Annotated in this window: 21 protein-coding genes; 6 read left to right on the forward strand and 15 right to left on the reverse strand. The window is 71.4% G+C overall.

Features of this window, described 5'->3' with window-relative positions:
* Positions 1-25: 25 nt before the first annotated feature.
* The 4 genes from ACFWWQ_RS26225 to ACFWWQ_RS26240 form a co-directional block, all read right to left on the reverse strand.
* Positions 26-547 carry an FBP domain-containing protein gene (locus tag ACFWWQ_RS26225; protein WP_384600854.1) on the reverse strand — a complete coding sequence of 174 codons (522 nt, stop codon included), beginning with the start codon at positions 545-547 and terminating at the stop codon, positions 26-28.
* Positions 548-738: 191 nt separating this feature from the next.
* Positions 739-1,929, reverse strand: a complete 1,191-nt coding sequence (locus ACFWWQ_RS26230) for a S8 family serine peptidase (protein WP_384600856.1) — start codon at positions 1,927-1,929, stop codon at positions 739-741.
* Between the two features lie 107 nt (positions 1,930-2,036).
* The gene (locus ACFWWQ_RS26235) at positions 2,037-3,470 is read right to left on the reverse strand and encodes a hypothetical protein (protein WP_384600859.1); all 1,434 of its coding nucleotides are present in this window, start codon (positions 3,468-3,470) and stop codon (positions 2,037-2,039) included.
* Positions 3,471-3,524: 54 nt separating this feature from the next.
* Complete coding sequence (locus ACFWWQ_RS26240) at positions 3,525-3,836, reverse strand: hypothetical protein (protein ID WP_384600862.1); 312 nt, start codon at positions 3,834-3,836, stop codon at positions 3,525-3,527.
* A gap of 382 nt (positions 3,837-4,218) precedes the next feature.
* Between ACFWWQ_RS26240 and ACFWWQ_RS26245 the strand changes: the two genes are divergently transcribed.
* Together ACFWWQ_RS26245 and ACFWWQ_RS26250 are read left to right on the forward strand one after the other, a co-directional pair.
* Positions 4,219-4,470 (forward strand): SCO4848 family membrane protein, encoded by a 252-nt coding sequence (locus tag ACFWWQ_RS26245; protein WP_384600864.1) that lies wholly within the window; start codon positions 4,219-4,221, stop codon positions 4,468-4,470.
* A gap of 308 nt (positions 4,471-4,778) precedes the next feature.
* On the forward strand, positions 4,779-6,215 hold the full coding sequence (locus tag ACFWWQ_RS26250) for a D-alanyl-D-alanine carboxypeptidase family protein (protein ID WP_384600920.1): 1,437 nt from the start codon (positions 4,779-4,781) through the stop codon (positions 6,213-6,215).
* A 196-nt stretch (positions 6,216-6,411) separates the two neighbouring features.
* Here ACFWWQ_RS26250 and ACFWWQ_RS26255 read toward each other — a convergent pair whose 3' ends face one another.
* The gene (locus ACFWWQ_RS26255; protein ID WP_384600867.1) at positions 6,412-7,470 is read right to left on the reverse strand and encodes a YihY/virulence factor BrkB family protein; all 1,059 of its coding nucleotides are present in this window, start codon (positions 7,468-7,470) and stop codon (positions 6,412-6,414) included.
* A gap of 208 nt (positions 7,471-7,678) precedes the next feature.
* Here ACFWWQ_RS26255 and ACFWWQ_RS26260 point away from each other — a divergent pair, with 208 nt between their 5' ends.
* The gene (locus ACFWWQ_RS26260; RefSeq protein WP_384600870.1) at positions 7,679-8,434 is read left to right on the forward strand and encodes a decaprenylphospho-beta-D-erythro-pentofuranosid-2-ulose 2-reductase; all 756 of its coding nucleotides are present in this window, start codon (positions 7,679-7,681) and stop codon (positions 8,432-8,434) included.
* Between the two features lie 166 nt (positions 8,435-8,600).
* Here the strand turns inward: ACFWWQ_RS26260 and ACFWWQ_RS26265 are convergent, their stop codons facing one another.
* The 5 genes from ACFWWQ_RS26265 to ACFWWQ_RS26285 all read right to left on the reverse strand — a co-directional run bounded on the left by ACFWWQ_RS26265 (position 8,601) and on the right by ACFWWQ_RS26285 (position 13,751).
* A complete protein-coding gene (locus ACFWWQ_RS26265) occupies positions 8,601-9,182 on the reverse strand; it encodes a 2'-5' RNA ligase family protein (RefSeq protein WP_384600873.1) in 582 nt (193 codons plus the stop codon).
* 233 nt (positions 9,183-9,415) lie between these two features.
* Positions 9,416-10,426, reverse strand: a complete 1,011-nt coding sequence (gene trpS / locus ACFWWQ_RS26270; protein WP_384600923.1) for a tryptophan--tRNA ligase — start codon at positions 10,424-10,426, stop codon at positions 9,416-9,418.
* A gap of 267 nt (positions 10,427-10,693) precedes the next feature.
* Positions 10,694-11,884: a glutathionylspermidine synthase family protein gene (locus tag ACFWWQ_RS26275; RefSeq protein ID WP_384600876.1), complete on the reverse strand. Its 1,191-nt coding sequence runs from the start codon at positions 11,882-11,884 to the stop codon at positions 10,694-10,696.
* 7 nt (positions 11,885-11,891) lie between these two features.
* The gene (locus ACFWWQ_RS26280; RefSeq protein WP_384600879.1) at positions 11,892-12,248 is read right to left on the reverse strand and encodes a hypothetical protein; all 357 of its coding nucleotides are present in this window, start codon (positions 12,246-12,248) and stop codon (positions 11,892-11,894) included.
* 42 nt (positions 12,249-12,290) lie between these two features.
* Positions 12,291-13,751, reverse strand: coding sequence for a PLP-dependent aminotransferase family protein (locus tag ACFWWQ_RS26285; protein ID WP_384600881.1), 1,461 nt, complete (start codon positions 13,749-13,751; stop codon positions 12,291-12,293).
* Positions 13,752-13,798: 47 nt separating this feature from the next.
* On the opposite strand from ACFWWQ_RS26285, the gene ACFWWQ_RS26290 reads away from it, so the two are divergent.
* From ACFWWQ_RS26290 to ACFWWQ_RS26300, 3 genes are all read left to right on the forward strand, one after another.
* Positions 13,799-14,290, forward strand: a complete 492-nt coding sequence (locus tag ACFWWQ_RS26290) for a carboxymuconolactone decarboxylase family protein (RefSeq protein ID WP_384600884.1) — start codon at positions 13,799-13,801, stop codon at positions 14,288-14,290.
* A 46-nt stretch (positions 14,291-14,336) separates the two neighbouring features.
* Positions 14,337-15,062, forward strand: a complete 726-nt coding sequence (locus tag ACFWWQ_RS26295; protein ID WP_384600886.1) for an isocitrate lyase/phosphoenolpyruvate mutase family protein — start codon at positions 14,337-14,339, stop codon at positions 15,060-15,062.
* A 266-nt stretch (positions 15,063-15,328) separates the two neighbouring features.
* Positions 15,329-15,619 (forward strand): hypothetical protein, encoded by a 291-nt coding sequence (locus tag ACFWWQ_RS26300; protein ID WP_384600888.1) that lies wholly within the window; start codon positions 15,329-15,331, stop codon positions 15,617-15,619.
* A gap of 134 nt (positions 15,620-15,753) precedes the next feature.
* Here ACFWWQ_RS26300 and ACFWWQ_RS26305 read toward each other — a convergent pair whose 3' ends face one another.
* From ACFWWQ_RS26305 to ACFWWQ_RS26325, 5 genes are read right to left on the reverse strand one after another with little or no spacing between them, the layout of a single operon-like run.
* A complete protein-coding gene (locus ACFWWQ_RS26305; RefSeq protein WP_384600891.1) occupies positions 15,754-16,746 on the reverse strand; it encodes an ABC transporter substrate-binding protein in 993 nt (330 codons plus the stop codon).
* Between the two features lie 2 nt (positions 16,747-16,748).
* Entirely contained in the window at positions 16,749-18,728 is a 1,980-nt protein-coding gene (locus ACFWWQ_RS26310; protein WP_384600893.1) for an ABC transporter permease, read from the reverse strand.
* Complete coding sequence (locus tag ACFWWQ_RS26315; protein ID WP_384600896.1) at positions 18,725-18,889, reverse strand: hypothetical protein; 165 nt, start codon at positions 18,887-18,889, stop codon at positions 18,725-18,727. Before ACFWWQ_RS26315 ends, ACFWWQ_RS26310 begins: the two co-directional genes overlap by 4 nt.
* On the reverse strand, positions 18,889-20,049 hold the full coding sequence (locus ACFWWQ_RS26320; protein WP_384600899.1) for a glycine betaine/L-proline ABC transporter ATP-binding protein: 1,161 nt from the start codon (positions 20,047-20,049) through the stop codon (positions 18,889-18,891). Before ACFWWQ_RS26320 ends, ACFWWQ_RS26315 begins: the two co-directional genes overlap by 1 nt.
* Positions 20,049-21,617, reverse strand: a complete 1,569-nt coding sequence (locus tag ACFWWQ_RS26325; RefSeq protein WP_384600902.1) for a GMC family oxidoreductase — start codon at positions 21,615-21,617, stop codon at positions 20,049-20,051. Before ACFWWQ_RS26325 ends, ACFWWQ_RS26320 begins: the two co-directional genes overlap by 1 nt.
* Positions 21,618-21,787 lie beyond the last annotated feature (170 nt).

A 21,787-nucleotide genomic window follows, 5' to 3' on the forward strand; every position in this document is an offset into this window, starting at 1 on the left:
GGCCGGGGCCTGCGGCCCGTCCGCTCTACCGCCTGCGGGCCGCCGACGCCCCCGCCATCACCTTCTCCAGGAACTCGTCCAGATTCCGCATCATCCGCGCGATCCGCTCCTCGACCGGCAGCGTCTCCTCGTACCGCGCCGCGAGCTGTGACCGCTTCTTCCCGCGGACGTACAGCGAACAGGCGAGATCGGCGCAGAAATACGCCCCCACGGTGTTCCCCTCGCGCCCCGAGGCCCCCGCGCGGCGGGCGGCGAGCAGGCTGACGCCGGAGCCCGGATGCCCCGTGAGGCACACCGAACAGACCGTCGTCTTCGTGAAACTCCGCCGCACGCCCTGCGGCACCCGCAGGGTGACCCCTGTCAGCCCGTCCGCGCGCGGCACCACCAGATAACTCCGGTCCGGCGCCCCCTGATCACGCCACCCGAAAAAGTCGAGGTCCTCCCACGGCAGCTCCCCCCACTCCCGGGGCAGATTGACCCGGCCCGCCTCCCCCTTCGAACAGTTCACGAAGGACGCACGGATCTCTTTTTCGCCTACGGGGTCCATGACCGGGAACGTAGCAGCGGGAGCCCGGGCGCGTCGTCCGGTTTTCTCCGTCCCCGGCCCGCACCACGGCTGAGGCCGCCGCCCCTGTATCGGGCGGCGGCCTCAGCCGTGAACGCGGCCGTAGCCGCGGTTTCCTTCGTACGAGCGTGGGCTTCGTATGCGCGTCCTCGTATACGGGGGGGTGTCGAGGCTCAGCCCCAGGACTGGCTACCCGCGTTGCTCCGGCGACGCACCAGCGCCACACCACCGATCACCACACCGAGCACAATCACCACACCCAGCCCGATACCGCCGTACAGCAGCACCGCCTTCTTCCCACCCATCGGCGGGTCGGGGTCCTGCCCCTTGTCCGCACCCGCCACGACGGGCGTCTTCGACGCCTTTCCTTCCGGCATCGGCAGGGGGCCTGCGGCCGGGCCGGCGGGGATGTCACGCCGCAGCGCCGGGCCGGGCTGGATGTAGCCGTAGCCGTAATGGGCGTCGGGGAGCTTGAGGTTCTTGTCCTTCTCCGCCTGCGCCAGCCCGGCGGTCTTCACCAACCGGTTGGCGATCTGCCCGGGCGTGAGGTCCGGAAACTTCTCCTTGAGGAGCGCGGCGGCGGCGGAGACGTAGGCGGTGGCCGCCGAACTGCCGTCCGCAGTCCGGTAGTCGGCATCGCTCTTGCCCATGGCGACGGGGATCTTCACCCCTGGGGCGAGGAGGTCAAGGGTGGAGTTGTAGTTGTTGGAGTCGGACGCCTCACCGAATTCGTCCACCGCCCCGACACCAATCGCCCCCGGGCACGCGGCCGGGTACTCCTTGTCCGTCACGGCGTCGTTACCGACACCGGCCACCACCACAGCGCCCTTCTCCAAGGCGTAGTGGATCGCCGGGCAGATATCCGTCGACTGCGTCTCGATGAAGGACATGTTGATGACGTCCGCACCATGCTCGGCCGCCCAACGGGTAGCCGCCGCGGCGTTCTTGTACGTCGGCACCGGCATGATCTTGGCCTCCGGAGCCAACCCCTTCAGGCCCTGGGAGCCGTCCGGCCCGTGTCCGTGCCCGGCGATGATCCCAGCCATCGCTGTACCGTGGTCACGGATGTCCTCGCCGTCGGCCAGGGAGTCGGAGCCGTCGCCCTGCGAGGTGTTCGCGAAGTTCTTCCCCGTGACGAACTGCCCGGTCAGGTCCTGGTGGGTCTCCCGGAACCCTCCGTCGAGGACGGCAACGGTAACGCCCTTGCCGGTGGCCGACGCCCACAACTGCTCTGCGTCGAAGGCCGTCAGCGGCCACTGGTTGCTGCGAACGGAGTCCGCGTGTGCGGCTCCACTCGCGGACAGCAGCAGCGCTCCCGTCAACGCGGCGCCCACCGTGGCGCGCAATGTCCGGGTGACCCTCATCTTCGCTCCCTCTCGCTCTGCTGTCTGGACGGCGTCTCCGGTCGGGCTCGCGCCCCGCATTCGGGAGCTTCGGGCCCGACCGTCACGTGTACAACCGGGACTTGGAGTCATTCGATGACGCGAGGCGCCACCTTACGCTGCGAAGTCCACGTCTCTTCGTCCTCGACAAGGTAGTCAGGACGCTGATTGGTGGGACCCTCGTTCTTCCGCTTGCCCTTGTCCTTCCCACCGGCTCCGGCACCGACCATGCCCTTGCCTGCCTGGGAGCCGCCTCGACTGCGATGCAGGCCGGCACCGCCTTGCTTCGCTCCACCCGCGGGACCACCTGGCTTGCCGACCACACCGCCCCTCGTGCGAGCTTGCGCTCCGCCACGAGCAGCCGCGGATGCGCCTTTCCCTCCGGATGCTCCGAGCCCCCCGCCGCCACCTGAGCGGCCGGCTCCACCGGGCGTACCGGAGCCCCGACCACCGCCGGAGGCGCTACCTCCGCCCGGCACGCCGATGAAGCCTGGCGGGACCATGCCTCCCGAGGCACCCCCGGGCACACCGATCGAATGGCCGCCCGGGGTACCGCCTCCGGTCACTCCTCCAGCAACCGGAGGCGGGGGGAGAGTTCCGCCTTGCAGACCGTCCAGGCCGGTGTGTACAGGAAGTTCCGGACGCTTAATCGTGGGGCCGTCGAAGCCAGGGGGGACAGCGTGTCCACCTCCGCCATTCGGCATCTTCGGGTCCACCGACGACGGCGTCGGCCGGGGACCGCCGGTGACCGGCATGTTCACCGGCGGCGGGGAATGCCTGCTGGAAGGCTCCTTCGGCCAGTCCCCTTGGACACCGCCCGGGTCGACCCCGTCTTCCAACACCTTTGAGTGACCGTCATAGTTGGCGGCCAACTCGTCCAAGACGATGACGGCCTCTACCTGGCGCTCCTTGCTCAGAGAAAGCTCATTCCGATTGAGCTCCAGCGCCATGCGCGCGTCCATCTTGGGGTTCGCCATGTCCTTGTGGAACTGGGCGTCGTCCCCGGAAGAATTGAAGGCGCTCTCGACCTTTCCAGGATCTTTGATCTTCGCCATGGCCTGCTGAGCCTTGCGAAGGCTGTGCGCCACGCCCGTTTCCGGCCCGGGCCCGCGCGTGCCGATGAGGGTGCGTTCCACTACCCGTGCATGCTGGTACGTCTTGTCGATCTTCTTCAGCACCTTGGCGGCTTCGCGGCGGAACGCATTGGCCGCCGTCCCCTCCCAATGCTCTGATGCGTGGTCGACAGCAGTCATGAACGCCTTGCGGATGCCTCCTGCACCGTCTTGTCCCGCCAGCTGGTCGGCGGAGGTACGCCAGTGTTCGCCGGATGACTCGATGATATCCGGCTTGGCATGCTCGACCAGCGAGCGCAGCTCGTTGATGCCCCTGTGGTGAAAGTTCGATGGAGAAGTTGGCGTGAGCCGATGCCCCTGGAAGGACTTGAGGCGGTCCGACCGCTCCTCAGTCTTCCGGTTCCTCTCCATCATCTGGGCACTCTTGTACTCCCCAGCCGCGTCAACCATTCAGGCTCCCCCTCGTCACCGTCACGCGGATACGTTCTTGCTTGACCTTCCTGGTCAGCCGTTCATCGACGTTTTGGTCTTGTGCTCCTGGTCCTCGTAGGAACCACGGCTGGCCTCAGTCTTCTCGCCGAAATCGTGGATCACGTCCTGGAGCGCATTGATCACATCCGTCATGTAGCCCTGCATACGCCCATGCGCGCCAGCGAGCTTCCCACGCTCGATGAAGTCTCCACCGAAGGCCGAATCCGGGATGTGTGTGCTGTACTTCACCTTCTGACTGGGTTCGTCCATCTCCTTCCGGAGGCGCTTGAGCTGACGCACCACGTCATGCAGTTCGTCGAGATCGACCTTGAACTTTTCAGTCATCACTACCCCCGTTGCCCTTCGGTCCGCGCCCCGGCAAGCGTTCTCTAAGGGCAGCGTAAAGAGTGTCAATACTAGGGAGTTAGGACCCGTTCGGGCAACATCGAAAGTCCTGATGTGTCCGATTTAGTGCCAAATGGCGCCACGCCCCGTAGGGCTGTTGTTACCAACCTGAGGCAACCTTCCGCGCGGTCGGTACATCGGGGTGGGTGATCGCCTTCCGGCGCCGAAGGCGCGGGTCAACTCGGCCTGTCGCGTGGTGAAGTTGGTGGTCAGGGGGTGTCGACGCCTCGCTCGCCGCCCCCGTCGGTACCCGCGCCGGTAAGCACGGAGGTGAGGGCGGGATACTGGAAGGGCCCCTTCGCCGTAGTAAAGGAGCTTGTTCGTGAAGCTCAGTCGTTCCGTTTCGTGGTTCCTGCTCGCCTTTGGTGTGTGGTCCTGGGTGGTGTGGGTCACCTTCGTCAAGAACCTGGTCAAGGATGCCAGTGGGCTCGCCTTTGACGGGGCGGGGAATCCGACCGGGTATTTCTGGGTGCATCTCGTGTTGGCGATTACCTCTTTCCTTCTGGGAACGGCCATCGGTGTGATCGGTTTCCGCGGGCTGCGGGCGAACGCGCGCCTGCGGGAGAATTCATAGCGGTCCGGAGACGGTTGCCGCGCGCCCTCGGCTGCCGAGGGCGCGGCCGCAACCCGTTGGGCGTTCGCGCCATCTAGGAGGGGGAGGGCGACAGCGGCGGCACCGGTCCGGCCTGTTCTTCTGCCGGTCGCTTTCCTTGTGTCGAGTACCGCTGAAAGGTGATCCAGGTGAGCCAGCTTCAGAGCCCCGGGGCCGATGAGGACCGGGGCGCGGGGCGGGAGAGCGGCACGCTGGCCCGTCCTGGGGCGGGATTTCGCAGGGTGCCCGGCGCGGGCACAGAGGTGGCGGGTACGTTCGCGAGCGTGTCGATGATGTCCTCCTCCTTGATCCCCTCGCTCGCGCCTCGGGGCGCCGCGTTCGCCCCGAGCAGTGCCCACCCGGGCTCGGGCACTCCCCGTCCGGGCTCAGCCGGCGCCTCGGGCGGTGCGGTCCCGGGGCCCCGTACGGCGCGCGCGTCCCGGGCCGCGCGGGTCCCCGCCCCGCGCGGTCCGCGCGCCGTCTCCGCGCTCGCCGTGTCCGCGCTGCTGGTGCCGCCCGTGGTGCTCGGCGGCGGAAGCGCGTACGCCGCGGACGGGGGCGGGGCGAAGCGGGCGAAGGAGCCCGCGCCGCCCGCGGTGATGTCGCGGGTCGGGGGTGAGCGGCTGGGCGTGCCGGGGGTGCAGGTGCGGCTGAAGGGCGGGGCGCCGAAGGTGCCGCAGGGGATCACGGCGCGGTCGTGGATCGTGTCCGATGCGGAGTCGGGTGAGGTGCTGGCGGCGAAGAACCCGCACTGGCAGCTGCCGCCCGCCAGCACGTTGAAGATGCTGTTCGCCGATACGGTTCTGCCGAAGTTCCCCAAGGACGAGAAGTACAAGGTCAAGCCCGCGGATCTGCAGGGCATGGGCGCGGGCAGCAGCCTGGTCGGGATAAAGGAGAACCTGACGTACGCCGTCCACGACCTGTGGCTCGGGGTGTTCCTTCGGTCCGGGAACGACGCGGTGCACACGCTCGCGGCGATGAACGGCGGTACCGAGGCGACGGTCACGGAGATGCGGCAGCGGGCCAAGGATCTGAACGCCGTCGACACCCATGTCGTCACGCCGGACGGGTACGACGCACCGGGCCAGGTCTCCAGCGCGTACGACCTGAGCCTGTTCGCCCGCGCCGGGCTGCAGAACGCCGACTTCCGGGAGTACTGCGCGACGGCGAATGCGCAGTTCCCCGGGGATGTGAACAAGAACGGCAAGCGGATGTCGTTCGGGATCCAGAACACCAACCGGTTGCTGAGCGGCGATTACGACCTCAAGCCGTATCCGGGGATCGCCGGGGTGAAGAACGGCTACACGACGAACGCCGGGAACACGCTCACCGTCGTCGCCCAGCACGGTGCGCGGAAGCTGCTGGTCACCGTCATGAACCCGGCGAAGCAGGAGCGCAACGAGGCGTACAAGGAGGCCGCGGCGCTCTTCGACTGGGGGTTCTCGGCGGCGGGCAAGGTCGAGCCGGTCGGGCGGCTGGTCGGGCCGCGGAGCGAGGAGGGGGACGCGACGGCCGCCGGGCACCACGGCGCCGGTGGCGACGACGCCAAGCCCGGCAAGGGCGGCGCCTCCGCCGCGCCGGAGGCGGCCGATTCGTCGGGCGGTGCGTGGACGGCGGCCGGGGTCGCCGGTGGTGCGCTGGTCCTGGTGGGCGCGGTGGCCCTTTTCGTCCGTCGGCGTCGGCCGTTGCCGGAGGCGGTACGGCGGGGGGCGCGGCGGCGTCGGTGAGGTGGGGCGGGGGGGGCGCGGCGGCGTCGGTGAGGTGGGGCGGGGGGCGCGGCAGCTTCGGTGAGGTGGGGCGGGGGAGCTGAGCCCGTCAGCTGTGGTGAGCCGGGCCTGCTCCCGTAGGGCCGGTCCCGTAGGGAGAATCCCGTAGGGGTTCAGCGGCCCCCTTGCGGGCCAACTACCCGCTGGACCAGCGGATTTAACGCTTCTGGTCGACCCCCCGAGAAGTTGGCCCGCCACCCTCCTCCGGCTTCCCGCCGCCCTCCTTCGGCCTCCCGCCGCCCTCCTCCGGCTTCCCGGTGGCCTCCTCCGGCTCCCCGGCCTCCTTCCCCGGCTTCTCTCCCTCGGGCCTGTCACCGTCCGGCCCCTCCACCGGCCCCTCCACCGGCCGCTCCTCATCCGCTTCCGCAGCCGGACCCTGTGTGGCCGTCCACGCCGCGCAGAAGACCAGCAGCTTGGCCGTGAAGTTGATCCACAGCAGGAGGGCGATCGGGGTGCCGAAGGCGCCGTACATGCTCTTCGAGGCAACGCCCTTGAGGTAGCCGCTGAGCAGGAGTTTCAGGAGTTCGAAGCCGACGGCGCCGATGAGTCCGGCGACCACGACGGCGCGGTGCGGGGGGCGGACGCCGGGCAGCCGGGTCAGGACGTAGATCAGCAGCAGGAAGTCGGCCAGGACGGCGATGCAGAATCCGGCGGCGGTCAGCAGGGCGCTGCCGGTCCCTCCCTCGGCCAGTCCCATGGCGTCGGCGGCGTGGCCGACGGCGGCGGAGGCGAAGGCGGAACAGGCGACGGAGAGCAGGGCGACGCCGCCGAGACCGATGAGGACGGCGCCGTCGCGGAGCTTGCCGAGGAAGAAGTTGGTGTCCTCGTCCTCTTTCTCCCAGACGGCGCGGAGGCAGTCGCGCATCGCCTGGATCCAGCCGATGCCGGTGAGGAGCAGGGCGGCGCCCGCGATGAGGCCGACGGTCCCGGCGTTGTCGACCAGCGCGCCGAGGTCGAGCTGGCCGGAGATGCCGGGGATCTGCGCGGCAAGCCGGGTCTCCAGGGTGTGGAGTTGACTCGTGCTGAGGACGGTGGCGCCGATCGCGGCGCCGACGGTGATCAGCGGGAAGAGCGCGACGAAGCTGGTGAAGGTGATCGCGGCGGCCAGCCGGGTCCAGTGCACCCGCTGTATCCGCGTCCAGGCCCGCCACAGGTGGGTGGTCATCAGCCAGGTCACCGCCGGTCCGATCAGCGGCAGCCTGCTCAGCCGGTCCATGGCGTTCCCCTCCAGTCCATGGCGTTCCCCTCGTCGCCTCGTCAGGCCGGTGATCCGGAACCTTAGCGTCCGCGTACCCCGGAATCGGGTGCGTACGGGGGCCGGGTCCGGGCCGTCGCACGGCGGCGGCCACCCGTTCGGGCGAGACGCGGACGGGGCGGGCGGTGCGGACGACTAGTAGGGATGTCACACCGTTTACGGTCACCGCATGAACGACGCCTGTGGGAGCCCGCGGTCGCTGCTGGTGCTCGGCGGGACCTCCGAGATCGCACTGGCCACCGCGGCGCGGCTGGCAGCCCGCCGCACCCGGACGATCTGGCTGGCCGGACGCCCGTCGCCGGGCCTGGAGGAGGCGGCGGACCGGCTGCGGGCGTACGGCGCGAAGGTGCGGACCGTCGCGTTCGACGCGTTGGACACGGGCAGCCACCGGGCGACGCTGGAGGCGGTCTTCGCCGAGGGCGAGCTGGACATGGTGCTGCTGGCGTTCGGCGTGGTCGGGGACCAGCCGCGCGACGAACGCGACGCCCGGCACGCGGTACGGCTCGCGCAGACCAACTACACCGGCGCCGTCTCCGCCGCGCTCATCTGCGGCCAGGAGCTACGGCAGCAGGGGCAAGGCTCGCTGGTCGTCCTGTCGTCGGCGTCCGGCGAACGGGCCCGGCGCTCGGACTTCCTCTACGGGTCGAGCAAGGCGGGTCTGGACGCGTTCGCGCAGGGGCTTGGCGACGCGCTGCACGGGTCCGGGGTGCACGTCATGGTGGTGCGGCCCGGCCGGGTGCGGACGCGGATGACGCCGGAGCTGTCGTCGGCGCCGCTGGTGACCACGCCGGAGGAGGTCGCCGAGGCGATCGAGACGGGGCTGCGCCGCAGGTCGGAGGTGGTGTGGGTGCCGGGGAAGCTGCGGTATGCGATGGCGGCGCTGCGGCATGTGCCACGGCGGACGTTCCGGCGGTTGGCGTTGTAGCCGGGCGGGCGGAGCGCGTGCCCTCAGCCGCGTACGGGCCGGGGCCCCGGGGAACCAGGCCCCGCGCCGTCAGCCGTGTACAGGCCGGGCCGCGCGCCACGGGCCGTACGGGGCCAGGGCCCGCGCCGTCACCCCGTACGGCCGTCGTGAAGCGCCCCGGCGCCGTTCAGCAGGACGGCGCCGGCGGCCGCGTCAGATCGGCCTGGCGGGGGACGGTCGCGGTGCGCGGCCCGAAGGGGTACTCGCGCTCCAGGCGCCACACCGCGTCGTCGCCCTGTTCGTAGAGGGCGAAGCCGCCGATGGTCCAGGTGGCCCGGAAGTCGCGGAGTTCGTGCTGGGCGCGGTCCATCGCGGCGTCGTCGAGGTGGTGGGCGACGGTGACGTGCGGGTGGTACGGGAACTGCAGTTCCCGGGCGCAGGGGCCGCCCGCGGCGCGGACCCGGGCCTGGAGGGCGGCGCAGCCCTCCTCGCCCTCGGCGACCTTCACGAAGACGACGGGCGACAGCGGACGGAAGGTGTCGGTGCCCTCCAGGCGCAGCGGGAAGGGCCGGCAGCCCGCGGCGACCTCGGCGAGGTGCCGTTCGACGGCGGGCAGCGCGTCCCGGTCCACCTCGGTCGGTGGTAGCAGGGTGATGTGGGTGGGGATGCCGTGTGCCGCGCCGTCGCCGAAGCCCTCGCGCTGCCTTTGGAGGTAGCTGCCGTAAGGCTCCGGGACCACGATCGAAACGCCCAGCGTTACGGTCCCCACTGTGTTCTCCCTCCACTGTGTGCGCTGCGCCGACGGCCGCCCCTACGGGGGCCGCACGACGGGGTGCGCCGCTTCATCCGAGGCGTCGCACCGTTACCAGTGTGACGCGTGTGGGCACCGCCCAGCGGCGGTGCGGGCCCCGGGCGGGCGGGGCGGGGCGGCCGGCGGGGCCGCTTCGGTGGTCCGTCCGGGGGCCGCCGGGCCGGTGGGTGACTGGCCCGGCGGGGTGCCGGTCAGTGCCCGGCGGGGAGGAGTCCCAGCCGGTCATAGGCGGTGGCCAGGGTCTCGGCGGCCACCGCGCGGGCCTTCTCGGCGCCCTTCGCGAGGATCGCGTCGAGCGTCGCGGGGTCGTCGAGGTATTCCTGCGTACGGTCCCGGAACGGTGTGACGAAGTCGACCATGACGCCCGCGAGGTCGGTCTTGAGGGCGCCGTACATCTTGCCCTCGTACTCCTTCTCCAGCTCGGGGATGCCGGTACCGGTGAGGGTGGAGAGGATGGTGAGGAGGTTGGAGACGCCGGGCTTGGCCTCGCGGTCGAAGCGGATGACGGTGTCGGTGTCCGTCACGGCGCTCTTGATCTTCTTCGCGGTGGCCTTGGGGTCGTCGAGGAGGTCGATGATGCCCTTCGGTGAGGACGCCGACTTGCTCATCTTGACCGCCGGGTCCTGAAGATCGAAGATCTTCGCGGTCTCCTTGACGATGTACGGGTTGGGGACCGTGAAGGTGTCGCCGTAGCGGGTGTTGAAGCGGTCCGCGAGGTCGCGGGTCAGCTCCAGGTGCTGGCGCTGGTCCTCGCCGACCGGGACCTGATCGGCCTGGTAGAGCAGGATGTCGGCGACCATCAGCACGGGGTACGTGAACAGGCCGACGGTGGTGCTGTCCTGGCCCTGCTTGGCGGACTTGTCCTTGAACTGCGTCATACGGGACGCCTCACCGAAGCCGGTGACGCAGTTCATCACCCAGGCGAGCTGGGCGTGCTCGGGAACATGGCTCTGCACGAAGAGGGTGCACTGCTCGGGGTCGAGCCCGGCGGCGAGCAGCTGGGCCACGGCGACGCGGGTGTTGCGGCGCAGCGTGGCGGGGTCCTGCGGGACGGTGATCGCGTGCAGGTCGACGACCATGTAGAAGGCGTCGTGGGACTCCTGGAGCGCCACCCACTGGCGGACGGCACCGAGGTAGTTGCCGAGGTGGAACGAGCCTGCGGTGGGCTGGATGCCGGAGAGCACACGTGGAGCTGACTGCATGGCGAAGCCATTCCCCTGGGGGCGGTGGTGGGCGACGGGCGGGCGATCGTGAGCCATGCCGTCGATTGTCTCAGGTCCGGGAAACTCCCCCGCGCGAGGTCGGCGGCGGGCGGCGGCACGCGGCCCGGGACGGCGGGCGCGGGGGCGCACCTCCGGGGCCACGGGGTGCGCGGGGAGCGCAGGTGCCCGGCGGGACGGGCGCGGCCCGGTCGGCCCGTCGGCACGAGACGCCCCACCCGGGTCCCGGCCCCGCCCCGCCGCGACCCCTCAGCGGATCACATGCGGCAGGAACCGCGCGTACTCATCCGTGATCGGGCCGGACGATTCGCGGATGCCCAGGCCCGCCGCCTCGTTCTCGACGATCCAGGCGCCGAGGACGACGCGGTTGCCGTCGAAGTCCGGCAGCGGCGCCAACTGCTGGTAGCAGCACGGGTCCTGGGGGTCGCGCGGCGCCGCCGGGGCGCCCGGCGGGTGGAGGGTGACGCCCTCGCCCTCCCGGCCCAGCAGCGGCTTGGCGGCGTAGCCGGTCGTCCCGGCCAGCTCCCGCGGCCCGTCGAGGTACGCGGGGAGGAGGTGGGGGTGGTCCGGGTACAGCTCCCAGAGGATGGCCAGCAGCGCCTTGTTGGAGAGCAGCATCTTCCAGACCGGCTCGATCCAGAGCGTGGAGCCGGTGCCGCCGCCGTTGTCGAGGGTGTCCAGGACGTGCGGTCCGAAGGCGTCGGTGGTCAGCCACTCCCAGGGGTAGAGCTTGAAACAGGCGCGGAGGAACCGCAGCCGCTGGTCGACGAAGCGGCCGGTCAGGCCGTCCCAGCCGATCTCCTCCACGGGTATCGCGGCCGTCTCCAGGCCCGCCTGGCGCGCGGTCTCCTCCAGGTAGGCGACGGTCATCAGGTCCTCGCCCAGCTCGTCCCCGGCGGAGTGCGCGAAGTGCAGCGGGGCGCCGGGCGGCAGCAGCGGGGCCTGCCGTTCCCAGGCGGCGACGAGGCGTTCGTGGAGGGAGTTCCACTGGTCGGCGCCGGGGAAGCGCTCCTCCATCCAGAACCACTGCGGGCTCGCCGCCTCCACCAGCGACGTCGGCGTATCGGCGTTGTACTCCAGCATCTTCGCCGGGCCGGTGCCGTCGTAGTGCAGGTCGAACCGGCCGTAGAGGGACGGGAGTTCGGCGCGGCGGTGCCAGGACTCGGTGATCAGCTCGGCGACGCGGGGGTCGTGGACGCCGAGGTCGGCGAGGCGGTCGTAGGTGACGAGGTGCTCGGCGGCGGCCAGGCACATCGCGTGCAGCTCCTCGACCGTCTCCTCCAGCGCCTCGACCTCGGGGAGCGTGAAGGAGTAGTACGCGCTCTCGTCCCAGTACGGGCGCAGCTCACCGTCCGGGTGGCGGGTGAGCGGGTAGATCAGCCCCTGGGCCTCGACGGTCTGCTGCCAGCCGGGGCGCGGGGCGAGGGTGTGGCGCTCCACGCTCCGCTCACCCGCCGCTGGAGCCGGAGTGGCCGAAGCCGCCGCGGCTGACCGAGCCGCCCTTGCTGAACGAGCCGCCGTCGGCGTACGAGCCGGACTTGCCGGGGCCGTAGTACCACTGGCCCTTGACGGACTGCTTGCCGGTGCGGCGGTTGCCGGTGCCGTAGTGGGACGAGGTGTCGCTGCCGGAGCGGCAGTACTTGGCGTCGACGATGTGGTAGCCGCGGGCGGCGTCGTAGCTGTTGCGGTCCACGCAGCGCTTGTCGGGCTCCGAGCCGCAGGCGGTCAGCGTCGCGGCGAGGACGCCCATACCGCCGAGGATCACCGTGCCCGAGCGCAGCCGGCGGTGTGCTTTTTCGGCCATCTTCCGTCTCCCCCGTGGAGCGTTCGTATGAATGTGCCAACTCTAAGGGCTGTCCGCGGACGGGTCGGGGGGCAGGGCCCGCAGGAGGGCCTCCAAGGCGCCCGTGAAGGCGTGTTCCGGGGGTCTCCCGTACGGGACGACGAGGCCGTCGCGGGCGGGCATCGTGCGGGCCGCCGGGTCGCGGAAGGTGTTCAGGCCGTTCAGTTCCAGACCCTGCCAACGAGCCGCCTCGACGAGGGACCGCTCGGTGCCGGGCGGGAGTTCGAGGACGGCGTGGAGTCCAGCGGCGATGCCGGAGACCTCGATGTGCGGGGCGTGCGCGGCGAGTGCTGCCACCAGACGGTCGCGGCGGCGCCGGTAGCGCAGCCGCATCCCCCGCACATGGCGGTCGTACGCGCCGCCGGACAGGAACTCCGCGAGGGTGAGGTGGTCGAGGGTGCCGGACTGCCATTCGCCGCCGCTCTTGACGGCGAGGACGGGGTCGACGAGGCGGTCGGGCAGCACCAGCCACGCCAGCCGCAGCGCCGGGGCCAGGCTCTTGCTGGCGGTGCCCAGATAGACCACGCGGTCCGGGTCGAGGCCCTGGAGCGCGCCGACCGGCTGCCGGTCGTAGCGGAACTCGCCGTCGTAGTCGTCCTCCAGGATCCAGCCGTCGTGCGCCACGGCCCAGTCGAGGGCGGCGGCGCGGCGGTCGGGGTGGAGCGGGACGCCGGTCGGGAACTGGTGGGCGGGGGTGAGCAGGGCCGCCAACACGCCGTCGTACGACGGGAGTTCGTCGGTTCGGGCACCGAGGGCGTCGACGGTGAGGGGCACGGTGCGCAGCCCGGCGCGGACGAGGACGTCGCGGTGGAAGCCGAGGCCGTACCCCTCGGTGGCGACGGCGGGGGCGGCCACGCCGGCCGGGCCGCGGACGGCCGTCAGTGCGCGGGCGACGAGGGCGAGGCCCTGTATGAACCCGGCGCAGATCACGATGCGGTCCGGGTCGGCGCGGACGCCGCGGGCGCGGGCGAGGTAGTCGGCGAGGACCGCCCGCAGCTCGGGGCGGCCCTGCGGGGCGCCGTAGCCGAGCGCGTCGTACGGGGCGGCGTTCAGCGCCCGGCGGGCGGCGGCGAGCCAGGCGGCGCGGGGGAAGGCGGAGACGTCCGGGGTGCCCGGGGTGAGGTCGAAGCGGGGCGCGGGGCGGCCGGACGGCGGGGTGCGGCGGGCGGGCACGGGGCGGGGCGGGGTGCGGTCGGCGATGCGGGTGCCGGAACCCTGGCGGGCGCTGAGCCAGCCCTCGGCGACCAGGTCCGCGTACGCCTCGGCGACGGTGTTGCGGGCGATGCCGAGGTCGGCGGCGAGGGTGCGGGAGGACGGCAGCCGGGTGCCGGGGGCGAGCCGTCCGGTGCGGGCAGCCTCGCGCAGCGCCCGCATCAGACAGACCCGCAGCCCGCCCGGTCCGGCGAGGTCCAGATGGAGGTCGCGGCCGAAGGCGTCCCAGGAAGTGGCCCAGGAATTGTCCATGGAAGTGGACCATACGCGGGTGCCACCACGGTCGTAGATTCGGTGCCATGACGACGACGAACGACACCACCAAGACCCCCTCGGACGCGGCGGAGCACGGCCCCCGGCTGCGGATGGCCGAGCTGGCCCCCGAGGTCTACAAGTCCATGATCGCGCTGGACGCGGCGGCCCGTAAGGGCATCGACCCGGCCCTGGCCGAACTGGTCAAGATCCGCGCCTCGCAGCTCAACCACTGCGCGTTCTGCCTGGACATGCACACCAAGGACGCCCGCAAGAACGGCGAGAGCGAGGAGCGGATCCACCTCCTCAGCGCCTGGGAGGAGGCGGCCGGTTACTACACCGAGCAGGAGAAGGCGGCGCTGGCGCTCACCGAGGCGGTGACCGTCCTGACCGACGGTTTCGTGCCGGACGCGGTGTACGCGCGGGCCGCCGCGCACTTCGAGGACGCCGAGATGGCCCAGCTGATCGCGCTGATCACCACCATCAACGCGTGGAACCGCTTCGCGGTGACCACCCGGATGGCCCCGGGCCAGGCGTGAATCCGGTGGCCACGACGTTGACGCCCGCCCGTTCCGGCGCGGCACCGTGCTGACGGGCGCCGCCGCGCTGCGCGCCCGCCACCACGGGCCCGGGCTGCCGCTGGTGCTGCCGGGCCCGTGGGACGCGGGGAGCGCGAAGGCGTTCGCCGACGCCGGGTTCCCCGCGCTCGCCACGCCCAGCGCCGGGGTGGCGGCCGCCCTCGGGTACGCCGACGGCGAGGTGCCGCCGGACGAGATGTTCGCCGCGATCGGCCGGATCACCCGCGCCGTGGGCGTCCCCGTCACGGCGGACGTGGAGGACGGATACGGGCTCGGCGCCCGGGAGTTGGTGGCGCGGCTGGCCGAGGCGGGGGCGGTCGGCTGCAACCTGGAGGACGGCGACCGCGCGACCGGCGGGCTCGTCGACGCCGACCGTCAGGCGGACCGGCTGGCGGAGGTCCGCGCGGAGGCGGGCGACGCGCTGGTGATCAACGCCCGGGTCGACACGTACGTCCGCGGTGCGGGCGGGGCGGCGGAGACGGTGCGGCGCGGGCGGCTCTACGCGGCGGCCGGGGCGGACTGCGTCTACCCGATCCTCGCGCCCCCGGCGGAGCTGGCAGAGCTGGCCGCCGGGATCGGCCTGCCGCTCAACGCGCTGGCCGTCCCCGACGGGCCCACGCCGCGGGAGCTGGGCGCACTCGGCGCCGCCCGGGTCACGTTCGGGCCCTGGCAGCAGCGCCGGGCGATGGCGGCGGTGGCCGCGGAGGCGCGGGGGTTGCGGGGCGGGGGCTGACGGTGCGTTCGGGGTGGGGCCGGGGGCGGCCCTATCCCGGATGCCGCAATGGGTGTGAGCACGGGGGTCTTTTCGTTGAAACTGAATCAACTACCCTATGTGCCGTTTATTTTAACGCCCGCTTTCAGGGGTCACCACCGAGGCCGAGATCATATGGGCCAAGCGGATGACGAATTCACTCAGGAAACTGGGCATTTGCTGGGTTCACGGGGGTGCCCTAGCGTGGGTTGCGCAAGGCCAGGAAGCGCAACAAAGGAGTAGCGCTCATGACAGTCACGACCAAGCAAATCATGGCCCTCGAAGACATCGAACCCGATGAGGCCACCCATGGCCGGGCAATCGATTTCACCGGGAAAGAGTTGAGTTCGGTCACCACAGCGGTGTACATCCTGGCCGGAAAGGAATACCCGACTCCGGCCAAACCCGTTCCCAACGAACCCACGAAGGCCACCGCAACGGTCCCCAATACCTGGCAGCACGGAAGCGGTCAGGTGTTCCTGAAGGGATCGCGTGACCGGCAGACCAACACCGTGGCCTTCGACGTCGTCCCGGGCTAGGGATATTCCGCTTCATCACACGCGGATAAAAGCCGGGCCGGCGGGGCGCTCGAAAAAGGGCTCGCCCCGCCGGTCCGGCAATTCCGCTACGTCGGCGGCTTGGCCGAAGTCAAGCGTTCACCGATCGCCGGCGCTCATTTCTTCGGCAACCACTGCTTCCACACGTCCGGGTGCTTCTCCACCCAGCGCTTCGCCGCCTCGTCGGCGGTCAGGCCGTCCGCGGCGATCATCTCGGAGACCTCGTTCTGGTTCTCCTTGGTCCAGTGGAAGGACTTCAGGAACGCCGAGGCCGCGCTGCCGCTCTTCGCGAAGTCGGTGTTGAAGAACTTCTTCAGCGGCGTCGTCGGATAGGCGCAGTCGATGGACGCGGGGTCCTTCGTGCCCTTCTCCGCGCAGGCGTCGGTGTACTTCGGCAGCTTCACCTCGACCATCGGCACCTGGTTGAAGAGCCACTGCGGCTCGTACCAGTACGTCAGGAAGGGCTTCTTCTCCTTGGCGAACTGCTGGATCTGGGTGATCTGCGCCGCCTCGGATCCGGCGAAGACGACCTGGTAGTCCAGGCCGAGGTTCTTCACCAGCGCCTTGTCGTTGGTGACGTAGGACGGCGAACCGTCCATCAGCTGGCCCTTGTCGCCGCTCTCCGGGGTACGGAGCTGCTTGGCGACCGCGTTGAGGTTCTTCCAGTTGGTGACCTCGGGATGCTTGTCGGCCCAGTACTTGGGGACGAACCACCCGATGTGGCCGGTGACGCCGTTGCCACCGCCGTCCGTGATCGTCTTCTTGTCCTGGACGTAGCGCTTCTCCTGGTCGGGGTGGCCCCAGTCCTCCAGGATCGCGTCGACCCGGCCCTGGCTGAGCGCGTCCCAGGCGGGGATCTCGTCCACCTGGACGGTGTCGACGTGGTACCCCAGCTCGTGTTCGAGGAGGTACGTGGCGACCGCGACGTTGGACTGCGCGCCGATCCAGGTCTGGACGGAGAGCGTCACCGACTTGGTGCCCTTGGCGGCGGCGAACGGCGACGCCTGCTTGGTCATATCGGCCTTGCCGCAGCCGGACAGCGCGAGCAGCGCCGCCCCGGCCAGCAGCGAGGCACCGGCCGTGGTGCCGATTCGGCGGGTACGGGACATGGTCAGGCTCCCTTCGCGGCGCGGCGCTCGGTCGGCTGGGTGACCCGGTCGAGCATCAGGCCCAGGCAGACGATGGCGACGCCCGCGACGAGGCCGAGGGCCAGGTCGCCGGTGGCGAGGCCGGTGACGACGTCGTAGCCGAGGGCGCCGCCGCCGACCAGACCGCCGATGATGACGACGGCGAGGACGAGGACCACGCCCTGGTTGACGGCGAGCAGCAGCGCCGGGCGGGCCAGCGGCAGCTGGACCTGGCGCAGGATCTGCCAGCGGGTGGCGCCGAGCGAGGTCGCCGACTCCATCGCCGCCGGGTCGACCTGCCGCAGCCCCTGGGTGGTGATGCGGATGACGGCGGGCAGCGCGTAGACGACGGCCGCGGCGGCCGCCGGGGCGCGGCCCACGGCGAACAGCGCGACGACCGGGATGAGGTAGACGAACTGCGGCATGGTCTGCATGACGTCCAGGACCGGGCGCAAGATCGCCTCCAGCCGCTTGCTCCCCGCCGCGAGGATGCCCGTACCGACGCCGATGACCAGCGTCACCACCAGCGCGGCGAGCACCTGCGACAGCGTGTTCATCGACGGCTTCCACACGCCCAGCACGCCGATCGCGGCCATCGCGAGGACGGCGGTCAGCGCGGTGCGCCAGGTGCCGATCAGCCAGGCCAGCGCGCCGATGATGAGCAGCGTGGCGTACCAGGGCAGCGCGGTCAGGCCGTCGCGCAGCGGGTTGAGGACCCAGTTGGTGAAGTGCGCGGCCCAGTCGGCGGTGCCGCCGACGACGGGGACGCCGGAGTAGAGGTGGTCGACCATCCACTCCTTGGCGTGGTTGACGGGCCGGGCGATGGCGACGGTCGCGCCGGTCGGCCAGACCGTCGAGCCGGCCAGCCGTCCGGCGGCCGCGGCCACCGCGGTGACGACGGCGACCCCGGCCCAGCCGCGCCAGCCGCGCAGCAGGGCGGGTCCGGCGGCGCGGGCGCCCCCGGCCTTCTCGCCCGCCGCGGCGGTGGTGCGGTCCATGACGATGGCGAGCAGCACGATCGGGACGGCGGCGGCGAGCGCGGCGCCGACGTCGACGGAGGCGAGGGCCTGGTAGACGCGGTCACCGAGACCGGCGGCGCCGATCATCGAGGCGATCACGGCCATGGACAGCGCCATCATGATCGTCTGGTTGAGGCCGAGCAGCAGCTCCTTGCGGGCCAGCGGCAGCCGGGCGGTCAGCAGCCGCTGCCGCCCGGTGGCGCCGAGCGAGGTCACGGCCTCCAGGACACCGGCGTCCGCGCCGCGCAGCCCGAGGGCCGTGAGCCGGGCCATCGGCGGCGCCGCGTAGACGACGGTGGCCAGCAGCGCGGCGGGCACGCCGATGCCGAAGATCAGCACGACCGGCAGCAGATACGCGAAGGCCGGGAGCACCTGCATGGTGTCCAGGACCGGGCGCAGCAGCCGGAACATCCGGTCCGACAGCCCGCCGGCGAGGCCGAGGAGCGCGCCGACGGCGACCGACGCGAGGACCGCGACGATCATCAGCGCGAGGGTCTGCATCGTCGGCACCCACATCCCCAGCACGCCGCTGACCAGGAAGGACAGCAGGGCGGTGGCGGCGATGCGCCATCCGGCGACGCGCCAGGCGACGAGGGTGATCCCGGCGGTCACGCCCGTCCAGCCGAGGGCGAGCAACACCAGGTACACGCCGCGTACGGAGAGGACGACGGCGTTCGAGAGGTGGCCGAGGAAGTAGACGAACAGCGGGTGGCTGTCGCGGTTGTCGATGATCCAGTCGCTGGCGCTGCCGAGCGGCTTGGACACGTCGACGGTCAGCGCCTCGGGCCACGCCCCGCCGGACCATTTGGCGTGCAGCAGCGGTACGAGGACCGCGGCGGCGACGGCGAGCAGCACCAGCTTGGCCAGGCCGCGGTGGCGCAGCAGGGCGCGCAGCGGACCGGCGGACGGGGCGTCGGGCCGGGTGGTGACGGTGGCGGCACTCATGCGCGGCCCCGTTTCACGGTGCCGGCGGGCACATTCATGGCGGCGGCGCGCTGCGCCTCGCGCCAGCGGCGCCGCAGCGCGGCACGCAGCCGCGGCAGCACCGGGGCGTGGGGGACGCCGGCGCCGCGCGGGGCGACGCCGTGGGGGGTGGCGGGGTACATCAGGCGGCCACCTCGGTGCGGGTGGTGTCCATGCGGGCGACGACGTTCAGCAGGCAGGCGTGGTCGACGATGCCCAGGCAGCGGCCGTTCTCGGCGACGCGGACGGCGCCGCCGGAACGGGCGACGGCCTCGATGGCCTCGGAGATCAGGGTGGACGGCGCCAGCGCCGGGCCCTGGTCGGCCTCGTCGCCCTCGGCCGGGCGCATGGCGCGGCGGACGGTGAGGACCTGCTCGCGGGGGACGTCGCGGACGAAGTCACGGACGTAGTCGTCGGCCGGGGAGCCGACGATCTCCTCGGGCGTGCCGAGCTGGACGATCTCGCCGTCGCGCATCAGGGCGATGCGGTCGCCGACGGTCAGCGCCTCGGCGAGGTCGTGGGTGATGAAGACCATCGTCCGGCCCTCCTCGCGGTGCAGGCGGACGACTTCCTCCTGCATATCGCGGCGGATGAGCGGGTCGAGGGCGCTGAACGGCTCGTCGAACAGCAGGATCTCGGGGTCGACGGCGAGGGCGCGGGCCAGGCCGACGCGCTGCTGCTGGCCGCCGGAGAGCTGGCCGGGGCGGCGCTTCTCCAGTCCGGCGAGGCCGACCTTCTCCACCATCTCGACGGCCCGCGCGCGGCGTTCGGCCTTGCCGACGCCCTGGATCTCCAGGCCGTAGGCGATGTTGTCGAGGACGGTGCGGTGCGGCAGCAGACCGAAGTGCTGAAAGACCATGGCGGCGCGGCGGCGGCGCAGGTCGCGCAGGGCGGTGCGGTCCATGCCGAGGACGTCCTCGCCGTCCATCTCCAGGGTGCCGCCGGTCGGTTCGATGAGCCGGGTCAGGCAGCGGACGAGGGTGGACTTGCCGGAGCCGGAGAGGCCCATGACGACGAAGACCTCGCCCTTGTGGACGTCGAAGGAGACATCGCGGACGGCGGGCGTGCAGCCGGTGCGCTCGCGCACCTCGGGGACGCTCAGGCCGGTCAGGGAGGTGTCGTCGGGGATGCGGTCGGCCTTGGGGCCGAAGACCTTCCACAGGTGGCGGGCGGAGAAGACGACGTCGCGGTCGGCGGCGTTCTCCGTGCCGGTGGCGGGTGCGGGGACGGCCGGGATCCGTGCCCCGGTGTCCTTCCCGGCGTCGGCGGTGGCTATGCCGGAGGCGTCGGCGGCGGCAGCCATCAGGCATCACCTCCCTGGGCAGGGGCTTCCTGGAGCAGTTCGGCGCACTTCTCCCCCACCATCAGGACTCCGATCATCGGGTTGACCGCGGGCATCGTCGGGAAGACCGAGGCGTCGGCGATGCGGATGTGCGACAGGCCGCGGATCTTCAACTGCGGGTCGACGACGGCGAGTTCGTCGCCCTTGGCGCCCATCTTGCAGGTGCCGGCGGGGTGGTAGACGGTGTGCGCGGCCCTGCGGACCAGCTCGCTGATCTCCGCGTCGTCGGTGACCTCGGGGCCGGGGAAGACCTCGCGCTTGAGCCACTTCTTGAACGGCTCGGCCTCGGCGACCTTCCGCGCCAGCTTGATGCCGTCGACGAGCGTCCTGCCGTCGTAGTCCTCGTCGTCCTCGAAGTACTTGAAGTCGAGGGCGGGCTTGGCCTCGGGGTCGGCGGAGGTGAGGTAAAGGCGGCCGCGGGCGCGGGACTTGGGGATGTTCGGGGTCATCGAGACGCCGTGCTCGGGGCGCTCGTAGCCCAGCCGCTCCGGATTGTCCGTGAACGGGATCTGGTAGAAGTGGAACATCAGGTCGGGACCCTTGTGGTGCGCGTCCCGCTTGATGAAGAGGCCCGCGTCGGAGTCCATCGCGGAGTTGCCGGGCAGCGGCCCGTTGGTCTCCCAGACGATGACCGACTCGGGGTGGTCGATGAGGTTCTCGCCGACGCCCGGCAGGTCCAGGACGCAGTCGATGCCCAGCGCCTCCAGGTCCTTCTTCGGGCCGATACCGGAGAGCATCAGCAGCCGCGGCGTGTCCACCGCACCGGCGCAGAGCAGCACCTCGCGCCCGGCCTCGACGAACAGCTCCTCGCCGTCCTTGGTGGTGGCGCGGACGCCGGTGGCGCGGACGCCGTCCAGCTCCAGCTTGTGGACCCAGGTCTCCAGCAGCAGCGTGAGGTGGGGGCGGTCCCCGGCCTCGATGTGCGGGTGGAGGTAGGCGACGGAGGCGGAGGAGCGCTTGTTGTTCTCCGGGTGGTACGACAGGTCGAAGAAGCCGACGCCCTCGTCGAACGGCTGGTCGTTGAAGCCGACGACCTCGGGCACGTCCAGGGCGGTCTTGACGGCCTCGACCCAGTCGGTGGCGATGGCGTTCTGGTCCTTCTTGGCGACCCGCACGATGTTGTTGCGGAGCTTGCCGAAGTAGGGGTCCATCTTCGCGGCGCCCCAGCCGGTGGCGCCCGCGGCCTCCCACTCGTCCCAGTCGGACGGCAGCGGCTTGAAGGAGATCAGCGTGTTGTGCGAGGAGCAGCCGCCGAGGACCTTGGCGCGGCTGTGCAGGATGTGGGAGTTGCCGCGCGGCTGCTCGGTGGTGGTGTAGCCGTAGTCGAGGTCGCCGCCGAGCAGGCCGAGCCAGCGGCGCAGCGTCAGGACGTCGTCACGGTCGATGTCGGTGGGGCCGCCCTCGATGACGACGACGCTGACGTCCGGGTCCTCGGTCAGGCGGGAGGCGATCACCGATCCCGCGGTGCCGCCGCCGACGATGACGTAGTCGGCCTTGACGGTGCGGGCTTCGGGGGGAGACGGGGGCATGCGGTACTCCTTCGTGCACAGTGCCTGAGCTGCTGCGTAGGGGTGCGGTGCCGCGGAGGGGTGGGGCGGCGACGCGGGGCCCGGGGGCGGCCCCGGGCGGCCGGCGCCGGGCCCCGGCGGGGGGGGCGGGGGCGGTGACGGGAGAGCCCCCCGCCGCCCGGAGGGGATCA

This window comes from Streptomyces sp. NPDC059080, assembly GCF_042739975.1.
Classification (GTDB): domain Bacteria; phylum Actinomycetota; class Actinomycetes; order Streptomycetales; family Streptomycetaceae; genus Streptomyces; species Streptomyces benahoarensis.

What these genes read in the sequence shown, in the direction of transcription:
- ACFWWQ_RS26225 (WP_384600854.1), bottom strand. Translation starts at nt 547, where the DNA reads ATGGACCCCGTAGGCGAAAAAGAGATCCGTGCGTCCTTCGTGAACTGT.
- ACFWWQ_RS26315 (WP_384600896.1), bottom strand. Translation starts at nt 18,889, where the DNA reads ATGTACCCCGCCACCCCCCACGGCGTCGCCCCGCGCGGCGCCGGCGTC.
- ACFWWQ_RS26250 (WP_384600920.1), top strand. Translation starts at nt 4,779, where the DNA reads ATGATGTCCTCCTCCTTGATCCCCTCGCTCGCGCCTCGGGGCGCCGCG.
- ACFWWQ_RS26260 (WP_384600870.1), top strand. Translation starts at nt 7,679, where the DNA reads ATGAACGACGCCTGTGGGAGCCCGCGGTCGCTGCTGGTGCTCGGCGGG.
- ACFWWQ_RS26285 (WP_384600881.1), bottom strand. Translation starts at nt 13,751, where the DNA reads ATGGACAATTCCTGGGCCACTTCCTGGGACGCCTTCGGCCGCGACCTC.
- ACFWWQ_RS26235 (WP_384600859.1), bottom strand. Translation starts at nt 3,470, where the DNA reads ATGGTTGACGCGGCTGGGGAGTACAAGAGTGCCCAGATGATGGAGAGG.
- ACFWWQ_RS26255 (WP_384600867.1), bottom strand. Translation starts at nt 7,470, where the DNA reads ATGGACCGGCTGAGCAGGCTGCCGCTGATCGGACCGGCGGTGACCTGG.
- ACFWWQ_RS26320 (WP_384600899.1), bottom strand. Translation starts at nt 20,049, where the DNA reads ATGGCTGCCGCCGCCGACGCCTCCGGCATAGCCACCGCCGACGCCGGG.
- ACFWWQ_RS26240 (WP_384600862.1), bottom strand. Translation starts at nt 3,836, where the DNA reads ATGACTGAAAAGTTCAAGGTCGATCTCGACGAACTGCATGACGTGGTG.
- ACFWWQ_RS26300 (WP_384600888.1), top strand. Translation starts at nt 15,329, where the DNA reads ATGACAGTCACGACCAAGCAAATCATGGCCCTCGAAGACATCGAACCC.
- ACFWWQ_RS26290 (WP_384600884.1), top strand. Translation starts at nt 13,799, where the DNA reads ATGACGACGACGAACGACACCACCAAGACCCCCTCGGACGCGGCGGAG.
- trpS (WP_384600923.1), bottom strand. Translation starts at nt 10,426, where the DNA reads ATGCAGTCAGCTCCACGTGTGCTCTCCGGCATCCAGCCCACCGCAGGC.
- ACFWWQ_RS26230 (WP_384600856.1), bottom strand. Translation starts at nt 1,929, where the DNA reads ATGAGGGTCACCCGGACATTGCGCGCCACGGTGGGCGCCGCGTTGACG.
- ACFWWQ_RS26280 (WP_384600879.1), bottom strand. Translation starts at nt 12,248, where the DNA reads ATGGCCGAAAAAGCACACCGCCGGCTGCGCTCGGGCACGGTGATCCTC.
- ACFWWQ_RS26305 (WP_384600891.1), bottom strand. Translation starts at nt 16,746, where the DNA reads ATGTCCCGTACCCGCCGAATCGGCACCACGGCCGGTGCCTCGCTGCTG.
- ACFWWQ_RS26310 (WP_384600893.1), bottom strand. Translation starts at nt 18,728, where the DNA reads ATGAGTGCCGCCACCGTCACCACCCGGCCCGACGCCCCGTCCGCCGGT.
- ACFWWQ_RS26325 (WP_384600902.1), bottom strand. Translation starts at nt 21,617, where the DNA reads ATGCCCCCGTCTCCCCCCGAAGCCCGCACCGTCAAGGCCGACTACGTC.